Annotated in this window: 13 protein-coding genes; 7 read left to right on the top strand and 6 right to left on the bottom strand. The window is 49.7% G+C overall.

All coding sequences use genetic code 11. The features are described from left to right. Positions 1–49: 49 nt before the first annotated feature. Entirely contained in the window at positions 50–829 is a 780-nt protein-coding gene (locus Q9292_RS03930) for a DUF1223 domain-containing protein (RefSeq protein ID WP_313985009.1), read from the top strand. A gap of 43 nt (positions 830–872) precedes the next feature. Here the strand turns inward: Q9292_RS03930 and Q9292_RS03925 are convergent, their stop codons facing one another. The 3 genes from Q9292_RS03925 to Q9292_RS03915 all read right to left on the bottom strand — a co-directional run bounded on the left by Q9292_RS03925 (position 873) and on the right by Q9292_RS03915 (position 5840). After that, the gene (locus Q9292_RS03925) at positions 873–1991 is read right to left on the bottom strand and encodes a hypothetical protein (protein WP_313985006.1); all 1119 of its coding nucleotides are present in this window, start codon (positions 1989–1991) and stop codon (positions 873–875) included. Positions 1992–1995: 4 nt separating this feature from the next. Beyond that, the gene (locus Q9292_RS03920) at positions 1996–4185 is read right to left on the bottom strand and encodes an ATP-binding protein (RefSeq protein ID WP_313985003.1); all 2190 of its coding nucleotides are present in this window, start codon (positions 4183–4185) and stop codon (positions 1996–1998) included. Positions 4186–4259: 74 nt separating this feature from the next. Then, the gene (locus Q9292_RS03915) at positions 4260–5840 is read right to left on the bottom strand and encodes a DNA (cytosine-5-)-methyltransferase (RefSeq protein ID WP_313985000.1); all 1581 of its coding nucleotides are present in this window, start codon (positions 5838–5840) and stop codon (positions 4260–4262) included. A gap of 52 nt (positions 5841–5892) precedes the next feature. On the opposite strand from Q9292_RS03915, the gene Q9292_RS03910 reads away from it, so the two are divergent. Then, positions 5893–6369: a very short patch repair endonuclease gene (locus Q9292_RS03910; protein ID WP_313984997.1), complete on the top strand. Its 477-nt coding sequence runs from the start codon at positions 5893–5895 to the stop codon at positions 6367–6369. Here Q9292_RS03910 and Q9292_RS03905 read toward each other — a convergent pair. Both Q9292_RS03905 and Q9292_RS03900 read right to left on the bottom strand, forming a co-directional pair. Beyond that, positions 6366–7058: an NrdJb gene (locus Q9292_RS03905; RefSeq protein WP_049637539.1), complete on the bottom strand. Its 693-nt coding sequence runs from the start codon at positions 7056–7058 to the stop codon at positions 6366–6368. The two genes, Q9292_RS03910 and Q9292_RS03905, sit on opposite strands and share 4 nt — an antisense overlap. 202 nt (positions 7059–7260) lie before the next feature. Then, positions 7261–9426, bottom strand: a complete 2166-nt coding sequence (locus Q9292_RS03900) for an adenosylcobalamin-dependent ribonucleoside-diphosphate reductase (protein ID WP_313984989.1) — start codon at positions 9424–9426, stop codon at positions 7261–7263. A 414-nt stretch (positions 9427–9840) separates the two neighbouring features. On the opposite strand from Q9292_RS03900, the gene waaA reads away from it, so the two are divergent. Continuing rightward, positions 9841–11106 (top strand): lipid IV(A) 3-deoxy-D-manno-octulosonic acid transferase, encoded by a 1266-nt coding sequence (gene waaA, locus Q9292_RS03895; protein WP_409934471.1) that lies wholly within the window; start codon positions 9841–9843, stop codon positions 11104–11106. 774 nt (positions 11107–11880) lie between these two features. On the opposite strand, the gene metH is transcribed toward waaA, so the two are convergent. Continuing rightward, positions 11881–15669, bottom strand: a complete 3789-nt coding sequence (gene metH, locus Q9292_RS03890; protein WP_313984983.1) for a methionine synthase — start codon at positions 15667–15669, stop codon at positions 11881–11883. A 215-nt stretch (positions 15670–15884) separates the two neighbouring features. Between metH and Q9292_RS03885 the strand changes: the two genes are divergently transcribed. From Q9292_RS03885 to Q9292_RS03870, 4 genes are all read left to right on the top strand, one after another. Continuing rightward, positions 15885–16253 carry a CidA/LrgA family protein gene (locus Q9292_RS03885; protein ID WP_194748945.1) on the top strand — a complete coding sequence of 123 codons (369 nt, stop codon included), beginning with the start codon at positions 15885–15887 and terminating at the stop codon, positions 16251–16253. Next, positions 16246–16986, top strand: a complete 741-nt coding sequence (locus tag Q9292_RS03880) for an LrgB family protein (RefSeq protein WP_194748946.1) — start codon at positions 16246–16248, stop codon at positions 16984–16986. Before Q9292_RS03885 ends, Q9292_RS03880 begins: the two co-directional genes overlap by 8 nt. 239 nt (positions 16987–17225) lie before the next feature. Next, entirely contained in the window at positions 17226–17561 is a 336-nt protein-coding gene (locus Q9292_RS03875) for a hypothetical protein (protein WP_313984976.1), read from the top strand. A gap of 219 nt (positions 17562–17780) precedes the next feature. Further along, positions 17781–18863, top strand: coding sequence for an efflux RND transporter periplasmic adaptor subunit (locus Q9292_RS03870; protein WP_275357881.1), 1083 nt, complete (start codon positions 17781–17783; stop codon positions 18861–18863). The last annotated feature ends 7 nt before the right edge of the window (positions 18864–18870 follow it).

Below are 18870 nucleotides of genomic sequence, written 5' to 3'. Positions count from 1 at the left end.
CAACAAGTCACACGACCAATCCACTCCAGCCAATTGATGGAGTGCCGTCATGAAAAAACAACCTCTGCTCACCGCTTTATGCGCCATCGTGTTTGCGTCAAACGTCATCGCGCAACCACAATGCAGTGCCGTCAGCGGCCCAAAAACCAATGCCCTGGTTGAGCTATATACCTCAGAAGGCTGTAGCAGTTGCCCGCCCGCTGACCAGTGGTTAACGCACCTGAAAACGCAAGGCAATCAGTTGGGCAACATCGTGCCGATGGCCTTACATGTGGATTATTGGGATTACATAGGCTGGAAAGACAACTTTGCCAACCCTGCCTTTGCCAGGCGGCAGCGTGACATGGCCGCCGCAGGGCATGCACGCGGCGTGTATACCCCACAAATTGCCATCAATGGTCAGGATACCCGCAGTTGGTTAAGTGAATCGCGCTTTAAAAATGAGATTGCCAGCATCAACCGCATACCTGCCAAAGCTGAAATTCGCCTTGCAGTAAATTCCACCACGGCAAAGTCGCTGCAAGTATCCACAAACATCAAAACCTCTGAGGCAGGGCCATTGGTCTATTACCTCGCGCTACAAGAAAACAACCTGCAATCCACCGTGAATGCAGGGGAAAACCGTGGCGAGCTATTGCGCCACGATTATGTCGTGCGCCAGTGGTTAGGGCCGTTTAAGGTGGGTGCCTATGGCAAAACGAGTGCAAGTCATGAAATTCAGCTTCAACCAGTTTGGAAGCAGCGTGATCTTAGCGTGGTGGCTTTTGTGCAGAGTCCTGCAACGGGGGAAATTTTGCAAGTACTCGCATTAGGCTTTTGTGAAGACTAGTTTACTCTGAGTTACTACACTCCGACCCCGATTATTTGATTGGTCACTCAAGATGGTGAGAGGGATAGTCTGGCGAACCAATTCTACTAAAAAACCCGCCCAACCGTTCAACCAAAGCCGGTAAAAATTCTGGTGCCAATGTGGCGAAACGTTGACTGTTCAATGATGCTAACAGCTCTTCTGATTTTTTTTCCGACCGAATGCAATCAAATCTGACAAACCATGGGCCTTCAATATTTCCATCCTTGTTAAACATTGGAGGTAAGAAATGTATAACGTTCTTTGATCGATGCTTAATAAAGCTTGAAATTTTATTCTTTGCCTTTTCTACTGTTTTTTTATCCTCAACTGTAAGATTAGCATGAGCCTCATTCCATTCGACTGATATATCTTCGCACTGCGCCAACTGAAGCGTTATAGATTTATCACTATGTGCGATATCGCAGCGTGGTGTAACAACAATCTCTATTGCTCCGGATTCATTTCTAATCATATCTCCGGTAGATATGCCACTCGAAGAGATTGCTGGCACAAAATACCACTCTTCGGAATGAGCCACCTCGTTTGTTGACTCCAATAGATCAGCATGCAAATGTGAGACGAAATGCCGGGTAAGCGCTGAAATTAACAAATCTGAATTTGCACCTGAAAATCTAGAATGAGTGCTCCAATTTTTCCATCTTGGCCAAATCGACCCATGAAATGTTAGTGCAATTTTGGACCGAATGATTTCTCCAACTTTCTGGATGTGAAATAGCATTTCACCTTGACCTTTAAGCCACTGCATTGGGGTTTCAAGTCCATCATCTTTAGGAATCACCTCTATTTTGCTTGTTCCATTAGGAAGCTGTGCCTCTTCTGGCTGACCGGTATAAATTGCCACCGCTGCCATTTCAGCATTAGCCAGAAGCTTCACCACTTCGTTACCATCTGCATTGTGATGTCCTCCCCCACCCGGGACTTTCAGGCGTAAATCTACGATTGCCGCATCAAAATTTGTGGCAACTATTGCCTCTTTTGCGAGCTCAAATGACTCAGCAAAAGTTGGGATAATTTCAAAAGATTTGTCATCCTCTGCATTGTGCCGCTCGAAATGCTTACCCCACTCATTAATTGCGGCAGCATCATCTTCTACAATTAGCAATCGTATTGAGAATTTCACTTTTCTAATCTCCCATTGGTATTTTTATTAAGAACTTAGTGAACTCAGATGTTTCATCGAAAAATAAATCACCTTTACTTCTTCGCAAAGCCTCTTTTGAAATGGCCAATCCTAAACCTGTTCCATCAGATTTGAGAGTAAACCCAACGTCAAATAACCTCGAAAAATATGACTCATCAACTACGGGCCCATTGTTTTCAATGCCAATGGTAATCAATTTGGGAGTACAAGAACAATCAATAGAAATACGTCGCTCCCCATCAATCGTAGACACCCAATGAACAGCATTATCAATAATGTTTAATAAAGCGGCTTGAAAATCAGACTCATAACCATGTGAGGTAAGACTTTTGTTAACTTCGACGGAAACCCGGATATTATTTTCAGCAATAGCGTCTTTAAACAGATCTAAACAGCGAGTGACAATTACGTTAACATTGAAATTGGAAGGCCTTCCCCGCTTACGACCAGAAAGGGGATCCAACTTCCTTAGCAACTGACCCAACCCTTTTACACCTTGGTACACAGTTCCAGCGTTGTCTGGTAATTGCTTTAAGTATATTCGCCCTCTGTTGCTATCCTCAGAAGCATAACCAACACCATCCATCAAGGCTTTAGCTGATGACATAACAGGGTTTATTAACCTTCGTCCCTCATGAATAACCTCAGCTACCACCAAACCTAGAGCTGAGCGTGATTGCAATATTTGCTGATATTCATCAATTTCAGATAACTCAATAGCCAGATTACTGGCATCTCTTTTAATGGCAGTCTCTATTTTTTCTCTGAACTCTAAAGGCAGAGCACGAGCAGCTCGTGTAATATTCTTCAAAGTGGCTGTATCTTTGACTTTAGCAAGATCTCCTTTGACTTTACGACTAAGTCCGGCCTTGTCTCGAAATTGGAATCGACGCTCTTCAGCATGCAACAAAAGATTTCCTACAAGTCGTTTAAGCCGCTCAAAGGCACCATTATGCTCCAAACCTTCCCTGCTACTTCTTTCATACAAATGGGAAACGCTTTCGTCTTCAATATCTAGATACCCGGATACTTGAGTAAGGCCCAGTCGCTTGGACGGGTCTTGGACACGTTGTCTTTCGAGCTCAAGCCAATCGAAATCCGGAGTACCATAAGGCCTAATTCTAAAGCCTCGTCTAAAAATAGAAATGCCTGCATTCTCAGTCAAGATTCTTCTAGCAACCATTACTCCAATATGGCCAAAATTTATTCCCATTCTTTCAAATAGTGCTTGAACAGCCTCTTTTTCTCGATCATAAATATTAATTGACACAGAAAAAGGTCCGCAATTAAACTCTTCCTCGGTTAAAACCAAGGGGGGAATTTGAATGTGCTGTATAGCATTGTCACCTCTAGAAATTATAAACTCACCGACGAACGCGCCTTGAGCATCAAAACTTCCCTTAAGAAAATAATCTGCATGATTTTGCAGGCCAAAAGGTCTTATTAAGAAAGGGTCATTATCGCCTTCAGACTCATGGGTTATTGGATTGACGTTTAATGTTTCCAATAAGCTTTGACCATCAAAGCCGCTATTATCCTCTGTAAAGTCACTGATATCTAACCGAATACGGAAGTTGGATATTTCATCTTCAATGGGGGAGGCAACTCGTTTTAACTCTCGTATTAGAGTCTCAAGATTTTTCTTTGTCCAAGTATCTCGCAGATCCGAAATTGTTAGCTTTATACCCGTATGTATCTCGGCATCAGGATCATTCCTTATTTCACTTAAAACATCTAATTCAACTTCATCCAAGTATTTTGAAGACTCGAACCAACTCCAGTCAATTTCCACTTTACTAATTTGTTTTACTTTACCTTCAAGTTCATAGACGCTTTCCAAAACCGTAAATCCGCCTAGCCTGGATGCGGCAAAACGACCGATGCCTTTTGCACCCAACATCCGGCGACCTAATGGACTTGTTCGTCTCTTGAGTTTTTCGTCAGTAGCAGGTTCAAACCATTTATTAATGATGTCATCCTCAGACATCCCATGACCTCCATCCGTCACAATAATTGAATCAGATATGGAAGGTGGTGTAATTTTTATTAAAATATAGGGAGAATCTGCATCATATGAATTTTTAACAAGCTCAATCAATGCGGCCTCTGGCCCACTTATTAGCTGATCACCGATTGTCCTTATAATTCGAGCACGAGGGCGAAGTTTTGCCATAACGAATCCATTATTTTATTTTTGACTTCAAGAGTCTCTTACGATTCAAATCAAATCAGGATATGGTAAATAAGTCAAATTTCTGTGATATCTGAATTTTCTTTATCCAGAAAATTCGCGACTATTTCTCCAATTTTCCGAGCCAAGAACGGCGGAACAGCATTACCGGCTTGATGGTATTGTTGAGTTCTATTACCTTGAAAAAAATAATTATCAGGAAAAGTCTGGAGTCTAGCTGCCTCTCTCACAGTAAGACTACGGCATTGTGCTGGATCAGGATGTATAAAATAATGCCCATCCTTAGATATATGACTAGTGACAGTCGTAGAGGGCCTATCATAGAGCTGAACCCTGAAACGATCAGCAAACTTTCCTGTCTCCCAATTGTCGTGATTGGGCTTCAATCCTTTGAGATTAAATTGCTCATGCCCTTTGGGTGAAATACCATTTACCTTAGCAAAAGATGAAGCATAAATATAGCGTCTTAAATCGCTAGTCATATGCCCTCTAGTCTCATGATTTAACCAATGAGTGAGTCTATCATCTCGGTACCATTGATGCAGGTCAGATGTACCCCAATGATTGTTATCCGTAATTTTTAATCGAAGTGCTCCATAATCAATATGTTTAGATAACTTTTTAGCAGCTTCTTTAAAGACTTTAGCAAGCTCACTTAAACTTTCATTTAGCTCGGCCTCTGCAAGAAGCTCTTCAATATGTTTGTTTACAACCGCTTGCCAGTTTCCAGAACTATCCTCTCGTTTACTCAAACGGCTCCGCAAAGCCGGTAAATTACCTATAGCATCCTTAACCGATAAAATCGAATCACTTTTTTTGAGCTGACCGGGACGATTATTCAGATCCTCTCGAACCCCTATTAAAATAACCCTATGGCGTGCCTGCGGGATACCATAGTCCTCAGCTCGAATAATGAAATCATGCACGTTGATGGAGTTAGGATCCATACCTCGTTTGAATACCGTAGGTAAAGTAAGAGAGTAAATCTTATAACCGACATCACACTTATGCCCTAATGCGGAATCAGGATCACTCAAGTCCTGCAAAATTGAATGGAATATCATTTTCCCTTCAATTTTTGAAGAGAGAATACCTTTAACATTTTCCATAACAAATACTGCTGGCTTGTATTTCTGAATAACTTTGAGATACTCGCGATAAAGATAATGCCTATCATCTTCTTCGGCCTTATATCCTTCTTTACCTCGATTACGTGCTCGACCAACAAGCGAGTAAGCTTGGCATGGTGGACCACCTATCAAAAGCCAAGGCTTCGCTTTACTCAAACCAGCTTTATCAATGATGCTGTAAAGCTTTTTATTGTCCGCTTCAATGCCAAGAGTTAGTTGCTGAGCCTCACTGCATGCATGTTCCCATGCAGATAACGTGTTGTCATCGTAAGGTTTTAGCGTTATACCATTACAGAAGTTGTAGTAGCTATTAAGGGCATCCACGCCTTTTAACTTGAGATTGCGATAAAACGCCCGCAATTTAAGCGTACTGTGAGCTGCGCCATCCATTTCTGCCGAAACAAGAATTTTAAAAGCTTTCCCATCGTTAACAGACGAGAATCCTTCCCCCAAGCCTCCCGGGCCAGCAAAAAGATCAACAATTGGAATGTAATTAGATTGATGCATGAACTGTTATAGTTATTTTATTTAGATGTCTTAATTCGCCAGGTTACCAAGAATGATAGATATAGTCGATACCCAAACACGCTCTCGCATGATGTCTGGCATAAGAAGCAGAAATACCAAACCGGAAATTATTGTGAGAAAGTTTTTACATGCGAACGGCTTCAGATATAGGTTGCACGACAAAAAACTTCCAGGCAGGCCAGATATAGTTTTACTAAAGTACAATTTGGCAATTTTTGTACATGGTTGTTTTTGGCACAGACATACCGGTTGCCGCCTTGTTTCTCAACCAAATCAAAACCAACAAAAGTGGGAAGAGAAATTTAAACAAAATATTGATCGGGATAAAAAACATATAGCCACTCTATCTTCTGCAGGATGGAGAATTTTAATCATTTGGGAGTGTGGTCTTCGGAAAGCCAATCCTGGTCTTTTATGGCTTCCAGAGTTTGTGAAAGGCCATCAAAAACTTACAGAATGGCCCTGCATCAATGGTGAAAAAGAGGCCGAAGCCCCTTTTCTAATTTAACCGCACTTACTATCGCCACAATTCAAGCAGGTCATACATCCATCCATCAAAATACTTGCTTTGGTATTACACTTTTTGCAAAGCTGAGCCCCTTTGGGGAAGCCTTCGTCGTTTGATTCTTCACCTGACTTGGCGTGTTTTTCCAGGTATTCGGCTTTTTTCTCTTCTACCAGTTTTTGCTGGTGTTCGTCTAAGCCCGGTTTTTTCAGCATGCCGATTTCTTGCAGGTGTTTTTCTACCACTTCACCGATCTCGGCCACCAGACTAGGCACAAACTTGCCGCCTTTTTTGAAGTAACCGCCTGAAGGTTCAAACACGCTTTTGAGTTCTTCTACCAGGAAAGTGACATCGCCACCTTTACGGAACACGGCGGACATGACGCGGGTGAGCGCGACGATCCACTGAAAGTGCTCCATGTTTTTGGAGTTGATGAAGATCTCAAACGGGCGGCGGTGCTCTTGTGGCGTGCCTTCGTTCATGATGACGTCGTTGATGGTGATGTAGAGCGCGTGCTCGGTCACCGGGGTTTTGATCTTGTAGGTGTTACCCACAAGCATGTCTGGGCGGCTTAATGGTTCGCCCATTTGGATAATATTCGTGACAGGCGCTGCTGCGGCCTCGGCTGCTTTTTTGTCTTCATCGGTCACCAGTTTGTAGGCGGTGATTTTTTTGTCGATCTTGATTGCCATGTTGTTCTCCCTATTGGAGTAATCAGTTCTTTATAAATTCAATCATTAAAAATAGTGCAATTTAGACAGAGTCAAACGAAGCGAGTGATGTTAAGACTAGGCGCGTTTGGATTTTTAACCGGAGTGTACAAGTAGTACATGAGGATTAAAAATTCAAACGCAACAACGTATTAACGAACGCAGTCGTTTGAAATGGCTAAATTTAGAATTTGCCGTAATATCCTTCTTTAAACGCATCAAACAGGTTCGCTGCCGTGTGAATCTCACCATCATATTCAATCTCTTCGTTGCCTTTGGCTTCGACCTCGGTGCCATCTTCCAGCGTAAACTTGTAAGTGGTGCTTTCCAAATCTTTCTCGGTCACCAGAACCCCTTGGAATGCCTCGGGATTAAACCTAAAGGTCGTGCAACCTTTGAGGCCTTTGTCATACGCGTAGAGGTAGATGTTTTTAAAGTCCTCAAAGTCGTAATCGGTAGGCACGTTAATGGTTTTTGAGATGGAGCTATCAATCCATTTTTGCGCCGCGGCCTGAATATCCACGTGGGCTTTTGCCATGATGGTGGATGAATCGAGGAAGTAATCTGGCAACTGCTCTTCTGGTTTATCACTAAACGGCATGGCGTTTGGGTTCACCAGTTCACGGTAAGCCAGCAACTCGTAGCTGAATACATCGACTTTCTCTTTCGATTTTTTGCCTTCACGGATCACGTTACGTGCATAGTGGTGGGCAAAGCTAGGCTCGATACCGTTGCTGGCGTTGTTGGCCAGGCTCAGGGAAATCGTACCGGTTGGTGCGATGGAGCTGTGGTGCGTAAAGCGTACACCCTTGGTCGCGATCTGGTTACGCAGGCCTTCCGGGAACTGCTGCATGTAGCGGCTGTATTTACCCAGCAATACTTTACCCGCCAGTTTCTGGCCAACCTTGATGCCGTCAGCCGCCATTTCCGGGCGCACGCGCAGCATGTCGGCAGTCACTTCAAATTTTTCATCCATGATCGGTGCCGGGCCTTTTTCTTCAGCCAGCTGCACGCCTACTTCCCAGCCCACTTCGGCCATGATGCGGGTGACTTCTTCAGTGAACTTCACTGAGTCTTCTTCACCGTACTTCATTTTGAGCATGGTGAGTGTTGAGCCCAGGCCCAGGTAGCCCATGCCGTGGCGGCGTTTGCGGGCGATTTCCTGGCGTTGCTGCTCGAGTGGCAGGCCGTTGATTTCAACCACGTTGTCTAGCATGCGGGTGAACACGGCCACCACTTCGCGGTATTCGTCCCAGTCAAAATGCGCGTTGTCGGTGAATGGCTCGCGCACAAATTTGGTCAAGTTGACTGAGCCCAGCAGGCAGGCGCCGTATGGCGGCAGTGGTTGCTCACCACATGGGTTGGTCGCGCGGATGTTTTCGCAGAACCAGTTGTTGTTCATCTCGTTGACGCGGTCAATCAAAATAAAGCCAGGCTCGGCAAAGTCGTAGGTGGAGGACATAATCACATCCCACAGACGTCGTGCCTTGATGGTTTTGTAAATGCGGCAAGCCACTTTACCGGCCTCAGGGCCTTCGGTTTTGGTCAGGTATTTGTGTTTAACCGGCCAATCACGCCACACCACTTGTGATTCGTCGTTGACATTGAGGCCGTCAATAATGGCTTCTTTTTCAGTCACCGGGAAAGCCAGGCGCCATTCGGCATCGGCTTTCACGGCTTCCATAAATTCTTTGGTGATGAGGCAGCTCAGGTTGAACTGGCGCAAACGGCCGTTTTCACGCTTGGCCTTGATAAAGTCAGTCACGTCTGGATGCGAAATATCAAAGGTGGCCATTTGTGCACCACGACGGCCACCGGCGCTGGACACGGTGAAACACATCTTGTCGTAGATATCCATAAAGCTTAATGGGCCGGAAGTATAGGCACCGGCACCGGCCACAAATGCGCCTTTTGGACGTAGCGTAGAAAACTCGTAACCAATGCCGCAACCGGCTTTGAGCGTCAGGCCGGCTTCGTGCACTTTGCCTAAAATATCGTCCATGCTGTCGGCAATCACGCCAGACACGGTGCAGTTGATGGTAGAGGTGGCTGGTTTGTGTTCTAACGCGCCCGCATTAGAGGTGATGCGGCCTGCCGGAATCGCACCACGGCGCAATGCCCACAAAAACTTTTCGTGCCATTCATTTTTCTTTTCTTCGGTGGTCTCGACGTCTGCCAGCGCGCGCGCAACGCGGCGATAAGAATCGTCCATGTCCTGATCCACATGTTCGCCCGACTTAGTTTTGAGACGGTATTTCTTGTCCCAAATATCGAGTGAGACGGGCTGCACTGGAATCTCCACGGCAACGCCTTCTGACTGGACTTTCTTTTGTTCAACAGCTTTTAACATCGAGTTCTCCCACACCTTGGTGATTCTTATTGGTTTGACAAACAGGGTTGTTACAACAAACATCCGCCACAAGCTTGGCAACGGCTGGGGCGGGATGCGTTTTGGAACGGGGCCAGGGTATGACAAGCTTTGTTGTGTATTTATGCCGCTTGCCCGGCCTGCACAGCGACATGGGTGCGGGCCCTGACCAAACACAATATCTTGTGTTGCTGGCGATAATTTATGCCTATAGCTAGTTGCCGTCAACCGATTTTTTGCGCTTTTTTTGATGCTTTTTTGCGTGCAACATCTTGCATTTTTTTTAGCGTGATAGAAACAGGCGCTACGGCATAGGTGAGTCATCACTCACCTGCTTTTGCTGGTGTCGGCAATACGCAACAGGTCAGTGTTGGGCAAATATGCGAAAATACCGCCATGCCTAGATTTGTCTACACCCTGCTCATGACCGTGATCGCCTTCCTGCTACCGCTCAAGCTGTTCTGGCGCGGCCTCAAGCAGCCGGAATACCGCCAGCATGTGGCTGAGCGCTACGGCTTTTACCGCCAATCGGTACGTGGTCCGCTGATCTGGGTGCATTGTGTCTCGGTGGGCGAAACACGTGCCACTCAACCGCTGATTCACGCCTTGCTGAGCACCTACCCGCAACACCAGCTGCTGATCACGCACGGCACGCCGACCGGCCGCGCGACCAGCAGCCAGTTATTCAGCGCCGAGATTGCCAGTGGCCGTGTCCTGCAAGCCTACCTGCCGGTAGACACGCCCGGCGCAGCCAGGCGCTTTCTCGCCCACTTTAAGCCGGCATTCGGCGTGCTGATGGAAACCGAGCTCTGGTTTCACTTAATTGACCAGGCCAGCCGCCAGCACATCCCCATGGCCTTGCTCAGCGCCCGCCTCTCGGAAAAGTCCGCGCGTGGCTATGCCAAACTCGGCAGCCTCACCCGCCAGGGCTTGCAGCAACTCACCCTCATCGCCGCCCAAACCCAGGCCGATGCCCAACGCCTGCACACCCTGGGCGCCGCCCAACCGATGATTTGCGGCAACCTCAAGTTTGATGTCACGCCCCCCGCAGACAGCACCGACAAAGGGACGGCCTTGCGCCAGCAACTAGGCCCACACCGCACGGTATGCATGGCCGCCAGCACGCGCGAAGGCGAAGAATCGCTGATTCTCGATGCCGTGCAAGGCCTAGATGTGCTCACCCTGCTGGTGCCCCGCCATCCACAACGCTTTGCCGAGGTGGAAGCGCTGCTCAAAGCCCGTGGCCTGCGCTATGTGTTGCGCACCGAACTGGTCCAGCCATTGCCTGCCGATGTGCAAGTCGTGCTGGGCAACAGCATGGGTGAAATGTACACCTACTATGCCGCCAGCGACTTTGCCGTGATGGGCGGCAGCCTGCAGCCGCTGGGCGGGCAAAACCTGATTGAAGCCGCCGCCATGGGCGTGCCGACCATACTGGGACCGCATATGTTTAATTTTGCGCAAGTGGCGCAAGCGGCGGTCATGGCGGATGCGGCGGTACAGCTAAAGGATGTGAGTGAGTTGCATGGCATGGTTGCTGCCTTGGCGGCAGATAAAACGAGAGTGCGAACAATGGCGGAAGCAGCAAAGGGGTTTACCTTGCAGCATAGAGGGACAACGGAAAGGTTGATGGCGGCGATAGGGCCGTTATTCAAAAGGTGATTTTTAGGCAAATAGTAGATCACATCGTTTAAGCCACATTTTATTTCGCCCGTAGGCGAGTTACTTTCTGTTGCTTGCCCCACAGAAAGTAACCAAAGAAGAGGGCACCCAGCCATCACGGCCTAAAGGCTACCTTGATTTCATTACTCGTCAGTCGCGGTTGCAGAACTCAACCTGGCAGCTTACACAACCCGTAAGCTGCTGCGGGATTCAAACAAGCTGCAACCTTATTCCGCCTGCCAAGCAATGAAATCAAGCGTGATGGGATGGGATTCATCTCGCCAAACGCTCACTGTTGAAGCTTGGACCGTTCAAAAACTCAAATTCGTTCTTTAATTCACAAAAGGTGGCGCTCACGGATTTTTCGGGCCCCTATCTGCCGCGCCGAGTAGCGCAGGCAAAACAAGAATAAAGGGAGCGACTGTTCGAGTCCCGCAGCAGCTCACGTATTTTGTGAGCTGCCAGGTCGAGTTTCGTGACCGCTTGTTTTGGTGAGCAACGCAGGGAACAAGCGGAAGCTAGGGTGCATTTCTTTTGGTGACTTATTCTTTGGGCAAGCAAAGAAAAGTCACTCGCTGAAAAAGCGAAAAGCAACCTAACAAACAACCACTTACGCGTGAGCATGCATACCCTACCCTACAACGCTCGCTTGTAGCATTGAGCTCAGTATTCACGCTACCTGGATTCCGGCCTACACCAGAATGACGGATCAAAGCACGACATTCAATCCATAAACAAAAAAGCGCACTATTCAGTACGCTTTTTCATCTGCCCTTACCCTAGGTTAGGCGCTAACCACCGCTCCAACCAAGCCTTATCCACATTCCTTCTCTGTGCCATGTCTTCCACCTGATCATTGCCAATCTTATCGACACTGAAATAGCGCGACTCAGGGTGCGCGAGGTAGAAGCCACTGACAGCCGCCGCCGGAATCATGGCGTAGCTATCGGTGAGTTGCATGTCAATTTCTTCTGCCTGCAACACCTTGAACATCTCGGACTTCACGGTGTGGTCCGGGCAGGCCGGGTAGCCGGGTGCCGGGCGGATGCCGCGGTATTGCTCTTTAATCAGCGCTTCGTTGCTCAAGTCTTCATCGGCGGCATAGCCCCAGAAATCGGTACGCACACGCTCGTGCATGTATTCGGCAAAAGCTTCAGCCAAACGGTCGGCCAGTGACTTGAACATGATGGCGTTGTAGTCATCGTGGTTTTTCTCAAACTCGGCCAGGCGTTTTTCCATGCCCAGACCCGCGGTGACGGCAAACAGGCCAATGTAATCGTCGACCCCTTTAGGCGCAATAAAGTCGGCCATGCACTGGTTGGGGCGGGCGACGCCATCGATCACCGGTTTTTGCGTTTGCTGACGCATGCCGTACCAGGTCAAGGCGACCTGGCTGCGGCTGTCGTCGGTGTAGATTTCGATATCGTCCGTATTCACCTGGTTGGCAGGCAGCAAGGCGATCACGCCATTGGCGCTGAGCCAGCGGCCATCAATGATGCGCTTGAGCATGATTTGCGCTTCAGCAAACACCTTGGTGGCGGCTTCGCCGACGACTTCGTCCTTTAAAATCGCCGGATAAAACCCGGCCAGGTCCCAGGTCTGAAAGAAAGGGCCCCAGTCAATATATTGCGCGATAAGCGCGAGGTCGATGTTTTTGAACACGCGGCGGCCAATAAACTTGGGTTTCAGTGGCGCATAATCACCCGTGAAAGTGAGTTGTGCGGCATTGGCGCGTGCTTCAGCCAGGCTCAGCATGGGCACGCCTTTTTTATTGGCGTGTTGCTGGCGGGCTTTTTCATAGTCGGCCTGGATCTCAGCCAGGTAAGCCCCACGCGTTTCCGGCGTGAGCAGGTTTTGCATGACGCTGACCGAGCGTGAGGCATCGGGCACGTAAATGACCGGGCCGGTGTAATTGGGTGCAATTTTTACCGCAGTGTGCGCACGTGAGGTGGTCGCGCCACCGATCAGCAAGGGGGTTTGCTGCTCAACAAAGTGCGGGTCGCGCTGCATCTCTTTGGCGATATAGGCCATTTCTTCGAGGGATGGTGTGATCAGGCCAGACAGGCCGATAATGTCAGCATTCTCGCGTTTAGCCATCTCCAGGATTTCAGCGGCGGGCACCATGACGCCCATATTCACCACCTCGAAGTTGTTGCACTGCAACACCACTGAGACGATGTTTTTACCAATATCGTGCACATCACCTTTGACTGTGGCAATCACCACTTTGCCCTTGGGCTTGGCGACCATGCCTGTGCGGCGCTCTTCGGCAGCTTTTTCTTCTTCAATAAACGGGATCAGGTGCGCCACGGCGGATTTCATGACGCGCGCGGACTTCACCACTTGCGGCAAAAACATCTTGCCTTGGCCAAACAGGTCACCGACCACGTTCATGCCATCCATGAGTGGCCCTTCAATCACGTGAATCGGACGGCCGCCCTTGCTCATGATGTCCTGACGCACTTCTTCAGTGTCGGCGACGATAAAGTCGGTGATGCCATGTACCAGCGCATATTCGAGGCGTTTATTGGCAGGCACCGGGTTTTCAGGGGTGCCGCGCCAAGCCAGCGTGGCTTCTGCTTTTTTGCCGCCTGCGACCAGCGTGCCGGCGATTTCGATCATGCGCTCGGTGGCAGCTAATGGATTGTCAGGGTCCACCACGCGGTTAAGCACCACGTCTTCGACGCGCTCGCGTAGCTCAGGCGCAATATCGTCATAGACACCGACCATGCCTGCGTTGACGATGCCCATGGTCATGCCGGCTTTAATCGCATGGTAGAGGAACACGGTATGAATGGCTTCACGCGCCGGCTCGTTGCCGCGGAAGCTGAAGCTCACATTAGACACCCCGCCGGAAATACGCGCATAGGGCAGGTTTTGCTTGATCCAGCGCGTGGCTTCGATAAAGTCCACGGCGTAGTTGTTGTGCTCTTCGATGCCGGTGGCAATGGCGAAAATATTCGGGTCAAAAATAATGTCTTCAGGCGGGAAGCCAGTGCTCACTAACAAGTCATAGGCCCGCTTACAGATCTCAGTTTTACGGGCAAAGGTATCAGCCTGGCCCTTTTCATCAAAGGCCATCACGATGACCGAAGCCCCGTAGCGGCGGCATAATTTGGCCTGGCGTAAAAACTCGGCTTCGCCTTCTTTCATCGAGATGGAGTTGACGATGGCTTTGCCCTGCACGCACTTGAGGCCGGCTTCAATCACGTTCCACTTGGAGGAGTCGATCATGATGGGCACACGGGCAATATCCGGCTCGGAAGCAACCAGATTGAGGAAATGCGTCATGGCCTTAACCGCATCCAGCATGCCTTCGTCCATGTTGATATCGATGACCTGGGCGCCGTTTTCCACCTGCTGGCGCGCGACGCTGAGCGCTTCTTCGTATTGCTCGTTGATGATCATGCGCGCAAACGCTTTGGAGCCGGTGACGTTGGTCCGCTCACCAACGTTGACAAACAGCGACTGCTCATCAATCACAAACGGTTCCAGGCCTGACAACTTGGTCGTCACCGGCAAGGTGGGCACCTGGCGTGGTGGCAGGTCTTTAATCGCGTTATAAATGGCGTTGATATGCGGTGGTGTGGTCCCGCAGCAGCCACCGGCAATATTGATAAAGCCGCTTTGCGCAAATTCTTTGACCAGGCTGGCGGTGATGTCGGGCGTCTCATCAAAGCCGGTATCAGACATCGGGTTGGGCAAACCTGCATTCGGGTAAATACAGACAAAGGTATCGGCTACTTTGCTCAGCTCTTCGGCATACGGGCGCATCAGGGTCGCACCCAGTGCACAGTTGAGGCCGACGGTCAGCGGTCTGGCATGGCGTACCGAATGCCAGAAGGCAGTCACGGTCTGGCCGGACAGGATGCGGCCAGAGGCATCAGTCACGGTACCGGAGATCATGATCGGCCAGGTCTTGCCCTGTTCTTCAAAAAAACTGTCGATGGCAAACAGCGCGGCCTTGCAGTTAAGCGTATCAAAAATGGTTTCCACCATGAGGATATCGGCGCCGCCTTCGACCAGGCCACGGATTTGTTCCAGGTAAGCAGTCACCAGCTGGTCAAAACTGACGTTACGGGCTGCGGGGTCGTTGACATCCGGCGAGATGGAGGCGGTTTTTGGCGTAGGCCCGAGGGCGCCCGCCACAAAACGCGGCTTGTCCGGCGTGCTGTATTTGACGCAGGCGGCCTTGGCCAGCTTGGCGGCTTCGACGTTCATCTCGTACACCAGATGCGCCATATGGTAATCATCTTGCGCCACACTGGTGGCACCAAAGGTATTGGTTTCAATGATGTCGGCACCCGCGGCCAGGTATTGCTCGTGAATTTCCTGAATCACCTGCGGTTGCGTGAGTGTCAGCAGCTCGTTGTTGCCTTTGACAAACAGCTCGCGTTCGCCTGCCGGGCCCTGAAAATCCTTGAAGCGCTCGCCACGGTAATCGGCTTCGGTCAACTTGTAGCGCTGGATCATGGTACCCATGGCACCATCCAGAATCAGGATGCGTTGGGAAAGCGCCTCACGGAGCCATTGTTCAGTCGCGGAAACCGGCAGTTGCGTCATGCGTATCAACTTGAAAACAAAAGTAATATTTTATCACAAGCACAAGGCGGCTCCTTGCCTGTCGGCGCAAGGCTTAATCTGGAGCATTGGGTGGAAATCCCGAGCTCGCCTAAACCGGATAGGCGAAATAAAAAAATGCATTTAACATAGCGCTGATTCAAAGGCGTATGGCTTTATCCATCACGCAGGGACCACACAGACAAACGGATTCACAGATGATTTCAGGCTTGGTACAACTTTTTTTATGGCAGGGGCTGGGCGAGCTGCTCAGTAAATTCTTTTTACCCGGCATCCCCGGACCGGTGCTGGGCCTGCTGCTCTTGCTGGTGTTTTTATGTGCCCGTGGGCAGGTGAATGCCGACCTCGGCCTGGTGGCCGACAGTTTCCGCCAGCATCTGGGATTGTTATTTGTACCCGCCTCGGTCGGCGTGCTGCTGTTTCTGCCCGAGCTGCAAACGCATGCCCTGGCGGTAGGCACTGCCCTGCTGGTGAGCGTGATTCTGACCATCGCCGTCACCGCCATTGTGCTCAAACTATTCTGGTATGTTTCACTCAAGCGCAATAAGGGGCACCGCCATGAGTAAGCGCCTGCCAATTGCCGAAATTTGGGTCTACCTGTCGGGTGACCCACTGTTTGCGCTGATTATTACGCTGGCCAGTTATCAGCTCGGCTACCTGTTGTATGTGCGCGCCAAGCGTCATCCGCTGGTCAATCCGGTCGCCATTTCGGTGCTGCTCACCTGCCTGACCATAGACCTGCTGGACATGCCTTATGAAAAATACTTTGAAGGTGCGCAGTTTGTGCACTTTTTGCTGGGCACGGCGACCGTCGCCCTGGCAGTGCCGATATACAACGGCTTCAAGCGCATGCAAGGCAAGATTTTTCACATCTGGGTGGCGCTCACCGTGGGCAGTACGGTGTCTATTGCCAGCGCGGTGGCCATTGCCAAGCTGATGGGCGCGACCGACAACATTGTGGGCAGCATGTATGCCAAATCGGTGACGGCGCCGATTGCCATGGGCATTGCCGAGCGCCTGAACGTGTCGCCGACGCTGACGGCGGTGTTTACCGTGATCACCGGCATGCTGGGGGCGATTCTGGCCCCCTATATCCTCAATGCGGTCAAAGTTCAGCAGTGGTGGATACGCGGCACGGCGATTGGGGTGGGCGCGCATGGTCTGGGCATTACACGCGCGTTTAGTGTCAATGAAGAAGCCGGGGTGTTTGCCAGCATGGCGATGGGGCTCAATGGCGTGATCAGTGCCATCGGCCTGCCCATTGTATTGACCTATTTACGGCCACATTTGGGCTTCTAGCTGACACCCAGCTTACAAACGGCCATTTTGGCCGAACTTGGCGCAAAATCGTATTGTCATTCCAAACGTAAAAGGGTTTAATGTAAGCATTGTAAATCCCATTTACGGCGATCAATGTGTGAAAGCGTCACCTGGCTGATCAAAACGATTAGCCAGTGAAAACAGTGCCTTATCACAGCAATAAACCGTAAACATACACCCCATACTAACAACTATTGATGATAGCCATTCACTGATATATGGATAAACCTCTGAATACAGCCGCATACAAGCTCAGACTGTGGGTCGTCACAGTGCTGCTGGCTGTGCTCGGGGTGGCCCTGGTGGCAGAGTTCTCTGACCACTCCAGCTACCGTGATGATGTGGTGCGCGTGCGGATTGCCGAGATTAGCGAACCTTCCGCCGATGGTGAATCGCCGTTTCCCTCATTATTGCCTTTGATTAACCTGCCCGCAAGCTTCGTCATTGCCTGCGTGATTCCGTTTGCGCTACTGGCTTTGCCACGTCAGCGCCTGATCAAACACCGCACGGTGGTTCGCCACCTGCACTCACGGGCTCCCCCCGCATCTGTTTAGGCCACTCTGTGCCCATGCGCATGCTGTTACTACCCGATTCAAGTTGATAGTGTTTGTAACCGATGCGCCCTCCCTGTCCTGCATCATGTCCGGTGACATGGTACTGGCGCCCAGAGTCCAACGGTGGGTGAACATTCCCTGGCGGCATACGCCTACAAGATGCCAGATGGCTGTTTAACCAGTATTCCTCTTCAATTTAATTAAGATAAGAACACACTTATGATGAAACAGCACTTAATCGTTTTAGGCTTGCTTGGCTCCCTGCTAGGCGCTTGTCATAAAGAAGAAGCGCCCAAGGAAGAGCTTCCCAAACTGGAAGTCACCACCCCGATGCGCAAAGACACCACGCTGATTAAAGAGTATGTCTGCCAGATCCATGCCATCCGGCATATTGAAATGCGCGCGCTGGAGCGTGGCTACTTGCAGGATATCTTTGTCGACGAAGGCAAATATGTCAAAGCTGGCCAGCCCATGTTCAAGATCATGCCGAATATCTACCAGGCGGAATTGATGCGCGCCAAGGCTGAGGCCAATGCCATTCAGATTGAATACGAAAACACCAAGGCGCTGGCCGAAAAAAATGTTGTGTCGCTAAACGAGCTGGCGATTGCCAAAGCCAAACTCGACAAGGCGCTGGCTGAAGTGAACCTGCACCAGACGCACTTGAACTTTACCGACATCAATGCGCCGTTTGACGGCATCATGGACCACCTGTTTGTGCGGAAAGGTAGCCTGATGCAAGAGGGTGACTTGCTGACCACGCTGTCTGACATCAGCAAAATGTGGGTCTACTTTAACGTGCCAGAATCCGAGTATCTGGACTTTAAAGCCCGTCATGAAGATGAAAAACAGGTCAAGGTGCATCTGCGCATGGCCAATGGCCAGGTGTTTAACCAGCAGGGGGTCATCGAAACCATCGAAGCCGACTTTGACAACAAAACCGGTAACATCGAGTTCCGGGCAGGCTTCATGAACCCTGAGCGTCTGTTACGTCATGGCGAGACCGGTAACATCATGATGGATATCCCTTACAAAAACGCCATGCTGATTCCACAAAAAGCGATTTTTGAAATTCTCGACCAACAGTATGTGTTCGTGGTGGGCAAGGATCACAAACTGGAACAACGACTGGTTAAAGTGGCGGCTGACATTCAAGACATGTCCATCATCGAGAGCGGCCTGCAAGACACCGATCATGTGTTGATTGAAGGCCTGCGCCGCGTCACCAAAGGTGACAAGATCATTGAGGACTTTAAAACACCCGACAAGGTTGTTCCTGAACTGAAGCTGTACGCAGAATAACGAAACA

Source organism: Methylophilus sp. VKM B-3414, from assembly GCF_032248435.1.
Classification (GTDB): Bacteria; Pseudomonadota; Gammaproteobacteria; order Burkholderiales; family Methylophilaceae; genus Methylophilus; species Methylophilus glucosoxydans.
Note: the sequence above shows the minus strand (reverse complement) of the source record. Positions and strands in the feature narration are given on the sequence as shown.

Coding starts and splice junctions, on each gene's coding strand:
- Q9292_RS03930 (WP_313985009.1), top strand. CDS start 50: ATGAAAAAACAACCTCTGCTCACCGCTTTATGCGCCATCGTGTTTGCG.
- Q9292_RS03920 (WP_313985003.1), bottom strand. CDS start 4,185: ATGGCAAAACTTCGCCCTCGTGCTCGAATTATAAGGACAATCGGTGAT.
- Q9292_RS03915 (WP_313985000.1), bottom strand. CDS start 5,840: ATGCATCAATCTAATTACATTCCAATTGTTGATCTTTTTGCTGGCCCG.
- Q9292_RS03910 (WP_313984997.1), top strand. CDS start 5,893: ATGATAGATATAGTCGATACCCAAACACGCTCTCGCATGATGTCTGGC.
- Q9292_RS03905 (WP_049637539.1), bottom strand. CDS start 7,058: ATGGCAATCAAGATCGACAAAAAAATCACCGCCTACAAACTGGTGACC.
- Q9292_RS03900 (WP_313984989.1), bottom strand. CDS start 9,426: ATGTTAAAAGCTGTTGAACAAAAGAAAGTCCAGTCAGAAGGCGTTGCC.
- waaA (WP_409934471.1), top strand. CDS start 9,841: ATGCCTAGATTTGTCTACACCCTGCTCATGACCGTGATCGCCTTCCTG.
- metH (WP_313984983.1), bottom strand. CDS start 15,669: ATGACGCAACTGCCGGTTTCCGCGACTGAACAATGGCTCCGTGAGGCG.
- Q9292_RS03885 (WP_194748945.1), top strand. CDS start 15,885: ATGATTTCAGGCTTGGTACAACTTTTTTTATGGCAGGGGCTGGGCGAG.
- Q9292_RS03880 (WP_194748946.1), top strand. CDS start 16,246: ATGAGTAAGCGCCTGCCAATTGCCGAAATTTGGGTCTACCTGTCGGGT.
- Q9292_RS03875 (WP_313984976.1), top strand. CDS start 17,226: ATGGATAAACCTCTGAATACAGCCGCATACAAGCTCAGACTGTGGGTC.
- Q9292_RS03870 (WP_275357881.1), top strand. CDS start 17,781: ATGATGAAACAGCACTTAATCGTTTTAGGCTTGCTTGGCTCCCTGCTA.